This window comes from Methylobacterium fujisawaense (assembly GCF_014138435.1).
Lineage (GTDB): Bacteria > Pseudomonadota > Alphaproteobacteria > Rhizobiales > Beijerinckiaceae > Methylobacterium > Methylobacterium fujisawaense.
Map to the genome: position 1 here is coordinate 467,752 of NZ_JACJIM010000001.1, position 12,303 is coordinate 480,054.

General features: G+C 71.7%; 11 protein-coding genes. 7 read left to right on the forward strand and 4 right to left on the reverse strand.

What is annotated here, in order from left to right:
• Positions 1-191 precede the first annotated feature (191 nt).
• Positions 192-1,205, forward strand: coding sequence for a biotin synthase BioB (gene bioB / locus GGQ91_RS02205; protein WP_043386070.1), 1,014 nt, complete (start codon positions 192-194; stop codon positions 1,203-1,205).
• A gap of 107 nt (positions 1,206-1,312) precedes the next feature.
• On the opposite strand, the gene GGQ91_RS02210 is transcribed toward bioB, so the two are convergent.
• From GGQ91_RS02210 to mnmA, 4 genes are all read right to left on the reverse strand, one after another.
• A complete protein-coding gene (locus GGQ91_RS02210) occupies positions 1,313-2,800 on the reverse strand; it encodes a sensor histidine kinase (protein WP_043357428.1) in 1,488 nt (495 codons plus the stop codon).
• 210 nt (positions 2,801-3,010) lie between these two features.
• Positions 3,011-3,805, reverse strand: a complete 795-nt coding sequence (locus GGQ91_RS02215; RefSeq protein WP_182591259.1) for a VTT domain-containing protein — start codon at positions 3,803-3,805, stop codon at positions 3,011-3,013.
• The gene (locus GGQ91_RS02220) at positions 3,802-4,455 is read right to left on the reverse strand and encodes a class I SAM-dependent methyltransferase (protein ID WP_182591260.1); all 654 of its coding nucleotides are present in this window, start codon (positions 4,453-4,455) and stop codon (positions 3,802-3,804) included. Before GGQ91_RS02220 ends, GGQ91_RS02215 begins: the two co-directional genes overlap by 4 nt.
• Positions 4,456-4,480: 25 nt before the next feature.
• Entirely contained in the window at positions 4,481-5,635 is a 1,155-nt protein-coding gene (gene mnmA / locus GGQ91_RS02225) for a tRNA 2-thiouridine(34) synthase MnmA (RefSeq protein WP_043760175.1), read from the reverse strand.
• A 333-nt stretch (positions 5,636-5,968) separates the two neighbouring features.
• Here mnmA and GGQ91_RS02230 point away from each other — a divergent pair, with 333 nt between their 5' ends.
• The 6 genes from GGQ91_RS02230 (at position 5,969) to GGQ91_RS02255 (ending at position 12,293) form a co-directional block, all read left to right on the forward strand.
• The gene (locus GGQ91_RS02230; protein WP_343066744.1) at positions 5,969-7,456 is read left to right on the forward strand and encodes a flagellar hook-length control protein FliK; all 1,488 of its coding nucleotides are present in this window, start codon (positions 5,969-5,971) and stop codon (positions 7,454-7,456) included.
• A gap of 89 nt (positions 7,457-7,545) precedes the next feature.
• Positions 7,546-8,235: a flagellar hook assembly protein FlgD gene (locus tag GGQ91_RS02235; RefSeq protein WP_182591262.1), complete on the forward strand. Its 690-nt coding sequence runs from the start codon at positions 7,546-7,548 to the stop codon at positions 8,233-8,235.
• Between the two features lie 91 nt (positions 8,236-8,326).
• The gene (gene sciP, locus GGQ91_RS02240; RefSeq protein WP_007569077.1) at positions 8,327-8,602 is read left to right on the forward strand and encodes a CtrA inhibitor SciP; all 276 of its coding nucleotides are present in this window, start codon (positions 8,327-8,329) and stop codon (positions 8,600-8,602) included.
• Between the two features lie 370 nt (positions 8,603-8,972).
• Complete coding sequence (gene fliF, locus GGQ91_RS02245; protein ID WP_043347402.1) at positions 8,973-10,601, forward strand: flagellar basal-body MS-ring/collar protein FliF; 1,629 nt, start codon at positions 8,973-8,975, stop codon at positions 10,599-10,601.
• Positions 10,602-10,626: 25 nt separating this feature from the next.
• Complete coding sequence (locus tag GGQ91_RS02250) at positions 10,627-11,685, forward strand: flagellar motor switch protein FliG (RefSeq protein ID WP_043347401.1); 1,059 nt, start codon at positions 10,627-10,629, stop codon at positions 11,683-11,685.
• Positions 11,682-12,293, forward strand: coding sequence for a FliH/SctL family protein (locus GGQ91_RS02255; protein WP_043347399.1), 612 nt, complete (start codon positions 11,682-11,684; stop codon positions 12,291-12,293). The genes GGQ91_RS02250 and GGQ91_RS02255 overlap by 4 nt, the downstream gene beginning before the upstream one ends.
• Positions 12,294-12,303 lie beyond the last annotated feature (10 nt).

The window sequence follows — 12,303 nt, forward strand, 5'->3', positions numbered from 1 at the left end:
TGCCGGCCGGACGGTCTCACGAGCGGCGTCGAGCGGGACCGGCACGGGCACGGCCCTCCCCCGGATACCGGGCCGCGCGACGTCGCGCGGCCTCGGTTGGCACGGCCTCATCGTCCAGACCGATCCGTCCGCGGGGAGTTCGGGCGCCCGGCCCGCTTGATTTCTGTCCGCCGATCCGGCTCAAACACCGGATGAGCGCGACTTCCCTTCCCGGTTCCCCGCAGCCCGACCTCGGCGACATCCGCCACGACTGGAGCGTCGCGGAGATCCGCGCGATCCACGACCTGCCGCTGATGGACCTCGTGTTCCGGGCGGCGCAGGTCCACCGCCGGCACAATGACCCGGCCGACATCCAGCGGGCGTCGCTCCTGTCCATCAAGACCGGCGGCTGCCCGGAGGATTGTGCCTATTGCCCGCAATCGGCCCACCACAAAGGCGCAGGCGTCGCCCGCGAGCGGCTGATGCCGGTGGAGACCGTGCTGGCCGAGGCCGCCGCCGCCAAGGCCGCGGGGGCCCAGCGCTTCTGCATGGGCGCCGCGTGGCGCCAGCCCAAGGACGGGCCCGAGTTCGACGCGGTTCTCGCCATGGTGCGCGGCGTGCGCGGCCTCGGCATGGAAGCCTGCGTGACGCTCGGCATGCTCACGCCCTCCCAGGCCGGACGGCTCGCCGAGGCCGGGCTGACCTCCTACAACCACAACCTCGACACCGGCCCGGATTTCTACGAGGACATCATCTCCACCCGGACCTACGACGAGCGCCTGCAGACCCTCGCGAATGTCCGCGAGGCCGGGATCGGCGTGTGCTGCGGCGGCATCGTCGGGATGGGCGAGGGCGTCACCGACCGCGCCGCGATGCTTCAGGTGCTGTCCAACCACGCCCCCCATCCCGAGAGCGTGCCGATCAACGCCCTGGTGGCGGTGCCCGGTACTCCGCTGGAGGACCAGCCGGCGGTCGATCCGTTCGATCTCGTGCGCATGTGCGCCACGGCGCGGATCGTGATGCCGCGATCCCGGGTCCGTCTCAGCGCCGGCCGCAAGAGCCTCACCCGTGAGGCGCAGGTGCTGTGCTTCCTGGCGGGCGCCAACTCGATCTTCTACGGCGAGCGGCTGCTGACCACCGCCAATAACGGGCAGGACGACGACGCGGCCCTGCTGGCCGACCTCGGCATCCGGGTCGGCGAACCGGTCCGGGCCGCGGCGGAATAGGCCCACGGACGCCTTTCCGCTCGCGCCTTGCCGCTTGGACCTTGCCGCTGGGACCTTGCCGCGCGCGCTGATGGGGTGGTGACGGCCGCCGCCCACGGCCGATCGCGTCAGCCCTCCGGCAGGACGATCCGGAAGCGCGCGCCGCTCAGCCCCTCGGCCTCGGAGGCATCGAGGGTGAGCGTGCCGCCGTTGATCCCGATCAGCTCGGCGGCGATCGGCAGGCCGAGCCCCGTGCCGCCGGAGCGCATGGAGCCCTGGAACGGCGCGAACAGGTTCTCCCGGGCGCGCGCCGGCAGGCCGGGGCCGTTGTCGGCGACCAGGATCGTGATCCGGCCCGGCGCCCCGCGGGAGGCCACGACGCGGACCGCAGCCTCCGGCACGGCGGCCCCGTCGAGCGCCTGCACGGCGTTGCGGACGAGGTTGGCCAGCGCCCGCGCCAGTTGCTCCGGGTCGGCCTGAACGCTCAGGTCGGCCGCCGCGACCTCCACGGAGACCGGATGCGCCGCCAGCGCGGCGAGATCCGGAAGCTCCGCGAAGATGGGCGCCAGCGGCGTGCTGGCCAGGAGCGGCGTCCGCTCGGAGACGCGCCCGTAGGCGAGCGTCGCCTCGCAGAAGCGGATCGCCCGGGCCAGCGTCCCCACGAGGCGCGGGGCCACACGCTGAACGGTCGGATCCTCGGTACCCTCCAGGCGATCGCCGAGAAGCTGCGCGCCGGTCAGCAGGTTGCGCAGCTCGTGGCTAATCTTGCTGACGGCGAGCCCGAGTTCGGCGAGCCGCCGCTTCTGGCGGAGCTGGTCGGCGAGGCTGCGCTGCATCCGCCCGAGCGCCCGCTCGGCCTGGCCGATCTCGTCGCTGCGGCGGGACGGGGCGATGATCCGCCCCGCATCCTCCGGATCGTCCGCGAAGACCGTGATGCTCGTGGCGAGCCGCCGGACCGGCCGCACGATGAGCACCTGCAGCACCACGAAGACGAGGCCCGCCGCGGCGGCCGCGATGATCAGCGAGGAGACCAGCAGGCGCAGGGCATAGTCGATCATGGCGGTGCGCAGCGGCGCCTCGTCGAGGAGGATCTCGACCCGGTCGAAGCCGATTCCCCCCTCCCCGATCACGCGGATCGGCTCGCGGACCGGCGCCACAAGGGTGCGCCACGCCCCCCGGATCGCCGACAGCGCTGTGACGTCGCGCAGATCGACGATGTCGGCGACCTGCTCGGGCATGGGCTCGATGGCGAGCAGGCGCTGGGCGCCACCGCCGCGAACCGCGATCGCCCGGGCATTCACCCCGGCCAGGAGCCGGCTCTCCAGCGCCTCGGAGACCGGCTCCCCGGTCCGGCCGTCGAGGACCAGGGCGGCGACCTGCGCGGCCGCCAGGCGGTCCGACATCCACTCGACCCGGTAATTGGCCACCGCCGGCACATAGGTCAGCACCTCGGCCACCACCACGAACGCGACGGTGACGAGGAACAGCCGTCCCGACAGGCCGAGGCGGGCCGTGCGCCGCTCCGGCAGATCGCGGCTCGGGGCGGACGCCGGCATCGCCGGTGCCGCGGCCTCATCGGACTCGACGGACACGCCGGTCACGCTCCGCGCGGGCATCGCGGATTCGGATCGGCGGAGGGCGGATTGAGAAAGCTCGAGCCGGGTCCGGCCTTCGCGGGATACATGTTCGCAAGCCACAGATTCGCAGGCGGCAATACAGGCTCTCGGCAGTGAGCACTATACGATATCCACCCGCAGGCGGTTGCATGTGCCCTCAGACACGGAAAAACACAGCCGGCGGAGGATTGCGTATCCCGGGCGTCGCTCTCAGCCGCGTCTGGCGCGCCGGCTCAGCAGCACGCTGACCAGGGCGAAGACGGCCAGCATCGCGAGGCCCGCCACCATCTTGGGCGTGACGAGGGCCCGCAGGGTCAGGGAGTCGTCGCAGCCGCCCGCCCCCGCCGCCAGGCAGGCCGCCTTGGCGGCTTCGTGGGCGGCGACGACGTCCTCGATGCCCGCTCCCGTGGTGGCGTACACGACGGCGCCGGGCAGCAGCCCCAGGAAGGTCGCGAGGACGAAGACCCGCATCTTCACCCCGAAGGCGGCGGGGGCGAGGTTGGTCACCCAGAACGGGAACAGGGGGAGGAGGCGCAGGACCGCGATATAGCCGAAGGCATCGCGCCGGAAGCCTTCGGCCAGCCCGGCGAGGCGCGTGCCGCCGATCCGCCGGAGCAGGTCGGCCCCCGGCCCCCGGCCGATGGCGAACACGAGGGCGGCCCCCGTGGTGGCCGCGCAGACCGCGGTGAGCGCGCCCGGCACGATGCCGAACAGGAAGCCGCAGACCATCGTCAGGATCAGCGTGGCCGGCACCGACACGACCACGGCCCCGACATAGAGGCAGTAGGCCGCGACCAAGGCGCGGAGATAGCCGGCCTCGACGAAGCCGCGCAGCCAGATCCGCGAGGCGAGGAGTCGGTCGAGGCTCAGGAGCTGGGCGGCGCCGGAGACCACGACGATCGCCGACACCGTCAGGAGCAGCACCAGCGGGAGCCAGCGCCGCAGCCGCCTCCAGCGTCCGTCACGCCGCTCTTCGCCGACGGGCGCGTTCCCGGTCTCGATCACCCGGGCTTGCGCATCCGCAGGATCTTGAAGAACCCGCCCGGGAAGGTCGGCTTCAATCCCAGGACCTCGACGCCGTTGCGCCGGGCCCAGGCCTCGATCCGCGTCGCCTTGAAGTCCGACGACCAGCCGATCTTGGTGCAGAGCGGGGCCACGATCTCCTCGACCCGGGCGACCGGGCCTTCGCTCTGGCCGAAATGGTTGGCGAGCACGATGCCGCCGCCCGGCCGCACCACCCGCAGGAACTCGGACATCGCGGCCTCGGGATCCGGCACCAGGGTGATCAGGAACTGCGCCACCACGGCGTCGAAGCTCGCATCGGCATAGCCCAGGTGGCAGACATCCATCACCTGCAGCCCCTTCACGTGGGACAGGTTCCGGCGCCGGACCTTGGCACGGGCGCGCTTGAGCATGTCCTCGGAGAGATCGACGCCGCAGACGAAGCTCGATGTCGGATAGTAGCCCAGCGCCAGCCCGGTTCCGACGCCGGCCTCCAGGATCTGCGGCCCATGCTCGGCCGCCGCCTCGACGGCGGCGCGGGCCGCGGGCTCGGTGAGCTTGTCGTAGACCACGTCATAGACGGGGGCCCAGCGGGCATAGGCCTTGCGCATCAGGGCCGTGCTCGGCCCGGCCATCTGCGGCTCGCTCAGCATCGTTCGAAGGTTCCAGAGGTTGAGATCAGGCGGCCTCGCGGGGCCGGGCCGACAACGCGTCGACACGCCGGATGGTGCCGCCGCCCAGGACCCGGGCCCGGGGCCCGTCATCCGCGTAGATCGCGCAGGCCTGGCCCGGCGACACGCCGTCCTCGGGCTCGGTGAGAACGATCTCGGCCGTGCCGTCCGGCCCGACCGTGAGTGTCGCCGGGCGCGGCGGCCGGGTCGAGCGCACGCGCACCGCCACCGGCAGGTCGCGCACGGCCTCGGCCGGGCCCTCGCCGAGCCAGTTCAGGTCCGAGAGGCGGATCCGGGTCGTGGCCAGGGCTGTGCGCGGTCCGACCACCACCCGGGCCGCATCCGGCTCCAGGCGCACCACGTAGAGCGGTTCCGGCCCGGACAGGCCGAGGCCCTTCCGCTGCCCCACCGTGTAGTGGACGATGCCGTCGTGCCGGCCGAGGACGTGGCCGGCGAGGTCGACGATCTCGCCGGGCCGCGCCGCATCGGGGCGCAGGCGGGCGATCACGTCGCTGTAGCGGCCCTGCGGCACGAAGCAGATGTCCTGGCTGTCCGGCTTCTCGGCGAGCGACAGGCCGAGATCCTTCGCGAGCGCGCGGGTCTCGGTCTTCTCCATCTCGCCCAGGGGAAAGCGCAGGAATGCCAGCTGCTCCGCCGTGGTGGCGTAGAGGAAGTAGCTCTGGTCCCGGGCCGGATCGAGGGCGCGGTGGAGCGCCCGGCCGCCGCCCGGCAGCGCCCGGCTCGCCACGTAATGGCCGGTGGCCAGCGCGTCGGCGTTCAGGTCCCGGGCGAGGCCCAGCAGATCGCGGAACTTCACCGTGCGGTTGCACTCGACGCAGGGGATCGGCGTCTCGCCCGCGAGGTAGCTCTCGGCGAACTTTTCGATGACCGCGTCGCGGAAGCGGTCCTCGTAGTCGAGGACGTAATGCGGGATGCCGAGATGCTCCGCCGCAGCCCGTGCATCGTTGATGTCCTGGCCGGCGCAGCAGGCGCCCTTGCGGTGGCTCGCCGCGCCGTGGTCGTAGAGTTGGAGCGTCACGCCGACCACGTCGAAGCCCTGCCGCTTCAGCAGGCCAGCGACCACGGAGGAATCGACGCCGCCCGACATGGCGACGACGACGCGCGTCTCGTGGGGGGCTTTGGGAAGATCGAGGGCGTTCATCGCGAGGGTCCGCAGCCGCCGGCCCGGAAGCTTCCTGGCTGCACGGGCCGTCTATAGCGGGACTTCGCCCGGCTTTCCAGGGCGGCCAGCGCCGACACCCGGCAGATCCTGCCGATCGGGCGGCAGGTTCGATCAGGGCCGCGCCGCGCGCCGCGGAAGAGCACTATATTTTTCAGTATCTTAGCGGACCACCCCGGTGGCGCGCGGCTTGCTGCGGGCGGCCCAGAGGAGTCCGGTATGGCGAGCGGTGCGGCGGATCGTTTGGATGTCACCACCTGGATTCCGACCGCGCGGAGTGCGTCTGCCCCGCGGTCGGGCTGGGAGGCGGCGGGCGTGGCCGCCCGGGCCGGGGATTCGACGCAGGATCGCTTCGGCGCCGCCCTGACCGCCGCCCAGGCCCGCGACGACGCGGCGGAGACGCGCGCCCGCACGGCCGACCTGCGCGACCTCGCCGCGTCGGCCCGCACCCGACAGGCCGATCAGCGCGATCAGGCCCAGGCCGCCCGGGCGGCCGGCGACCGTGCGCAGGATTCGGCGCGGCAGGCCGAGACCCGCGCCGCGGACCGGACGGCCGACCGCGCCCGACAGGCGGAGGCGGCGGCTCCGGCGGGGCGTACCGGCAAGGCCGACGCACCGCGCGCCGCCGCAGACGCACGCCCGGAAGCGCGGATGCCGGCCGCGGCGCGCGACGCACAGACGGGCCAGGCGAAACCCGCCGCACGACAGGGCTCCGAGGCTGCCACGACCTCATCGGATCGCGCCTCCGCCACAGGCGACACGGCGGCTCCCGAGGCGGCGCAGGCCGAGACGACGGTGCAGGCTGAGACGACGGCGCCGCAGACGGCCGAGCCCGCCGCCACGCCCGCCGGTTCGGACCCTGCCGCCTCGCTGCTGGCCCTCATCGCCGCGCTGACCGAGGGCGGCGCGGCGACCGGAACGGTCAAGACCGAGGCGCCCGCGGGCACCGGCGCGGCGACCGCGCAGGACGGCGGGACAGCGCTCCTCGGAACGGGCGCGGCCGTGGGCGCTCCCGGCAGCGGCGGGCCGGTCGGCAGCCCCGCGGGTGATGCCGTATCGGGCATCGCCGGCATCCCCTCCGGGGCGAAGGCGGCAGGCGCCGGCAACGAGCCGGGCTCGGTGGGGAAGAGCACCGTCCCGGTGGAGGGCCCGGCGGCCGGCGGCTCCGCGGTCGCGACATCGGACAAGGACGGCCAGGATTTCCTGACTGCCCTGGCCGATATGGGACAGGGCGCAGGTCCGCTCCCAGGCACGCCCCCGGCCCCGCAGGGCGGCCAGACGCCGCCGGTCCCGTCGAGCCCGGCCGTCGGCACGACGAAGGCCGCAGAGGGCACCGCTGCGCCGAACCAGACCGCCGCGCCGGTCCAGACCGATCCGCCCATCCCCATCGGCCAAGTGCCGATGACCATCGGCCTGCGCTCCCTGCGCGGATCGAACGAGTTCCAGATCCGGCTCGATCCGGCCGAACTCGGGCGCATCGACGTCAAGCTGGAGATCGACAAGGCGCATGGCCGGGTCATGACCCACCTCGTAGTCGACCGGCCCGAGACCCTGGCCCTGCTCCAGCGCGACGCCGGCCAGCTGCAACAGGCGCTGTCCCAGGCCGGATTCGACCCCTCGGGCGGCGGAATCAACCTGTCGCTGCGGGGCGACGGAAGCGCCCAGGGCGGCAGCGGCGGCCAGCAGGGGGATTCCCCCCGCAGCAACGGGGCGAACTGGTCCCAGGATCAGGCCGAGGCCTCCCAGGACATCGCCCCGATCCGCCTTCTGCGCGGCTACGGCGGCGTCGACATGAGAATCTAGGCGGCGCGCGCAAGCGCCCGCATCGCGAACCGACACAGACACAGCGCGCATCCAGGCCCGCGCCAGGGCGCAGCACCGGAGAGATCAGCATGACGAGCGGCATATCCAGCCTCACCAGCACGACGGCGACGAAGAGCGCGTCGTCGAGCGGCAGCAGCGGCAACTCCACCGAGATCGCCAGCAACTTCACGCAGTTCCTGACTCTGCTGACCACGCAGCTCAAGAATCAGAACCCCCTCGATCCGATGGACACCAATCAGTTCACCCAGCAGCTGGTCCAGTTCGCCGGCGTCGAGCAGCAGCTCAAATCGAATGACCGCCTCGACAGCATCCTGAGCGCGTCGCAATCGGCGAGTTCGGCCTCGGCCACGAGCTACATCGGCAAGACCGTGACGGCGGATGGAAGCGCGTCGCAGCTGTCCAAGGGCTCGGCCTCCTGGACGCTGACGCCCGCCCGGGCCGCCTCCAAGGCGGTGATCTCGATCCTCGATTCCCAGAACAACGTCGTGGCCACGCAGAGCACGACGCTGACCGCCGGAAGCCAGGCCTACACGTGGAACGGCAAGACCTCCGCGGGCCTGACCGCGCCGGATGGGAACTATTCGATCAAGGTCTCGGCCACCGACGCCACCGGCGCCACCGTGGCGGTCGACACGAGCCTCACCGGCACCGTCGACGAGGTCGATCTCAGCGGGACGACACCGGTGCTGATCATCGGCTCCCAGAAAGTGCCGCTGTCCAGCGTGCAGACCATCGGGTTGTCCACAAGTGGCACTTAACGAATCACATCCGAGTGACTCGCTTCAACATCTCTTAAGCGGGCGCAAGTACCTTCAATGCTCGACAGGTCAGTCGAGTGTAGAGCGTATCATGACCGAACCGAGCCGCCCGAGAGTGAAGTACGTGATCGGGCCCGACGGCAGCCCCCTGACGATCGCGGATCTTCCGCCCCCGAGCACCCGTCGCTGGGTGATCCGGCGCAAGGCCGAGGTCGTGGCCGCGGTGCGCGGCGGCCTTCTCAGCCTGGAGGAGGCGTGCAAGCGCTACACGCTGACCACCGAGGAATTCCTCAGCTGGCAGTTCTCCATCGACCAGCACGGTCTCGCCGGCCTGCGGACGACGCGGATCCAGCATTACCGCCATTGATTATCCGACGCCTCTGTCGGGCGCCATCGTTCCGGGATGCTGCAGACGCCCCCGGAACCCCAACACGACCGAGGGTGCCGAAACCCGGCGCGTCGGCGGCTCTGGATGACGGGCTCCGCTTCGCAATCCTGGACTGACGCGATGGCCTCACTCCCGCAGCGACCACGTCGACGGCGCCGGTGGGGTGGATCGCCCGAATCCGAGAACCCACGAAGCCGCGTCCGGACTCCGGGCGCGGCTTCGTGCTGTTCCGGCGCCCGCCTTTGGGCCTCGGTTGCGCGGCATTAACGCCTCGCTAACCACGACCTGGGCAATTTCTGCCGAGCGGGCCGCCGGGGTCCGCCAGCGTTAGAGTGCAGCGAATCCTCCCGTGAAGCCGGTCCTCGATCTCGTCACGAAGTTCGGACCGGCCCGAATCGCCGCCATGGCGGCGGTGACGCTGACCCTCATCGGCTTCTTCGCGTTCATCATCCTGCGGGTCTCGCGCCCCGATATGGGCGTGCTGTTCTCCGACCTGTCGATGCAGGATTCGGCCTCCGTGGTCCGCGAGCTGGACAGCCGCGGAATCCGCTACGAGACCCGGGGCGATGCCGGGCAGACGATCCTGGCTCCCCGCCCCGACCTCGCCAAGCTGCGCATGGACCTGGCCGGCAAGGGGCTGCCGACCCAGGCCGGGGTCGGCTACGAGATCTTCGACAAGGGCGATGCGTTCTCGTCCACCAACTTCGTGCAGAACGTGAATCACCTGCGCGCCCTGGAGGGCGAGCTGGCCCGCTCGATCCGGGCGATCGGCCGGGTCCAGGCGGCCCGGGTCCACCTCGTCCTGCCGGAGCGCCGCCTGTTCGAGCGCGACCGGGAGAGCCCGAGCGCCGCCATCGTGCTGAAGCTGATGGGCGACCTCGACGCCGGGCAGGTTCGGGCGATCCGCCATCTCGTGGCCTCCGCGGTCGAAGGCCTCAAGCCCGACCGGGTCTCGATCGTCGACGAGCGCGGCCGACTGCTGGCGGACGGCGCCCGGGACGCGGGGACCGACGTCGCCAGCGGCTTCGAGGACCGGCAGGCCGCCCTCGAACGGCGCCTGCGCGGCCAGATCGAGGACGTGGTCGCCGGGATCGTCGGCACCGGCCGGGCCCGCGTCCAGGTCAACGCCGAACTCGACCTCAACCGGATCGAAAGCCGCTCCGAGACCTTCGATCCCGAGAGCCGCGTCGTGCGCTCCGCCCAGACCCGCACCGAATCGGCGGTCACCGGCAATGCCGAGGGGCAGGTCAGCGTCGGCAACGAGCTGCCCGGCGCCAATGGCGGCGACAAGGCGCCCACGCCGAAGGACGCGACGAACAAGAACGAGGAAACCACGAACTACGAGATCTCCCGCGTGACGAAGACCGAGATCGCCGAGGGCGGCCGGATCAAGCGCCTGTCGGTCGCCGTCGTCCTCGACGGGGTGTACGCCACCGCGCCCGACGGAAAGCAGACCTACAGCCCGCGCACGCCCGCCGAGATCGAGCGGATCACCGCCCTGGTCCGCGGCGCGGTCGGCTTCGACAAGGCCCGCGGCGACCAGATCGAGGTGGTGAACCTGCGCTTCGCGGAGGCGCCGAGCGTGCCGCAATTCACCGAGCCCACGCTCATCCAGTCGCTGCTCGCCCCCACCAAGGAGGACGTGCTGCGGATGGCCGAACTCGCCGTCCTGGCGCTGCTCACCCTCATCGTCCTCCTCACGGTGGTCCGCCCCCTGGTGCGCCAGGTGCTCGCGCCGGTGCCTGAGGCGCCGGCTCTGGCCGCGGCCGGCATGGGCTTTCCCGGCGACGCCGTGGTTGCGGGTCCGAGCGGGACCGTGACGGTTATCGACCGCGACAATCCGACCGCGCGGCTGATGGAGTTCGCCAAGATCAACGGCCAGGTCCAGGCCGAGACGGTCCAGCGCGTGGTCGACATGGTCCGGGCGAGCCCGTCCGAGACCGTCGAGGTGCTGCGCACCTGGATCCAGGAAGAGTGAAGCGTAGGGCGTCGAGGGCAATACGATGGCGGCAGGTGCGGGACAGGGTTTGGCGAACACGCTGGCGACGGCGGGCGGCGATTCGTTCGCGGCGATGCCCGGTCCGCAGCGCGCCGCCGCGCTCCTGCTGATGCTCGGTGAGGAGGAAGGCGCGCCGATCTGGCAGGCGCTCGAAGAGGAGGAGATTAAGAAGGTCAGCGCCGCGATGGTCCAGCTCGGCACGCTGGAGGCGACGACCGTCGAGAAGCTGATCATCGAGTTCGTGACGAAGCTCGGCAACAGCGGCGGCATCTCGTCGAATTTCGAGCGGACCGAGGCGCTGCTCCTCAAGATCTTCCCGAGCGACCAGGTCTCGCTGATCATGGCGGAGATCAAGGGCGCGTCGGGCAAGCGCGTCTGGGCCTCGATCGCCCAGGTCGACCCGGAGATCCTCGCCTCGTTCCTGCGCAACGAGTACCCGCAGACCGTGGCGGTGGTGCTGTCGCGGGTGCGGGCCGACTACGCCGCCAAGGTGCTCACCATCCTGCCCGAGGATTTCGCCATCGACTGCCTCAACCGGATGCTGCGCATGGAGACGGTGCAGAAGGAGGCGCTGCGCCACATCGAGGAGACCCTGCGGGTCGAGTTCGTCTCCACCATCGCCCAGACCCAGCGCCGCGACGCCCACGAGATGATGGCCGACGTGTTCAACGCCTTCGACCGGCAGACGGAAGGCCGCTTCCTCGCCGCCCTGGACCAGGCCAACCGCGGCTCGGCCAAGCGCATCCGCGAGCTGATGTTCACCTTCGAGGACCTGCTGAAGCTCGATCCCGGCAGCGTCCAGACGCTGATGCGCTCGGTCGACAACGACACCCTGTGCCGCGCCCTGAAGGGCGGCAACGAGAGGACCCGGGCCTTCTTCATGCAGCAGATGTCGACCCGGGCTGCCAAGAACCTCACCGACGAGATGGCCGCCCTCGGGCCGGTCCGGCTCAAGGAGGTCGACGAGGCCCAGGCGAAGATGACCGAGATCGCCAAGGACCTCGCCGAGAAGGGCGAGATCATGATCGCCAAGAATAGCGCCGAGGAGGAGCTGGTCTATTGAGCGCCCAATCCGCCCGGAGCGCCAAGCCGTTCCTGTTCGAGACCGATTTCCGCAGCGCCCGCCCGAGCGCCGAGGCCCAGCGCGCCGCCGAGGCCGCGCTCCGCGCCGAGGCCGAGGCGCATGCCCGCGGCCTGCAGGAGGGACGCGCCCAGGCCGAGGCGCAGGTCCAGGGGCGGCTCGCCGACGCCATGACCCGCCTGGCGCTCGCCGCCGCGGGCCTGATCGCCCAGGCCGACGCCCGCGACACCGAGCGCGAGGCGCAAGCGGTCGAGGTGGCCATGCTGATCGCCCGCAAGGTGGCGGGCGACGCCCTCGATGCCGCCCCGCTCGCCGGCATCGGCGAGGCGGCCCGGACGGCGCTCCAGCATCTGCGCGGCGTGCCGCACTTGGTGGTGCGGGTGCACGACAGCCTCGTCGAGGAGGTCGAGACCCTGGTGAAGCGCCTCGCCCGCGAGCGCGGCTACGAGGGCCGCCTCGTCGTCCTCGGCGACCCCGACATGGCGGCGGGCGACGCCCGCATCGAGTGGGCGGACGGCGGCATCGTCCGCGAGCGCGCCCGCATCGAGGCGGCGGTGCTGGACGCCCTCGGCCTGCCGACGAGCCTGTGAGGAGATCCTG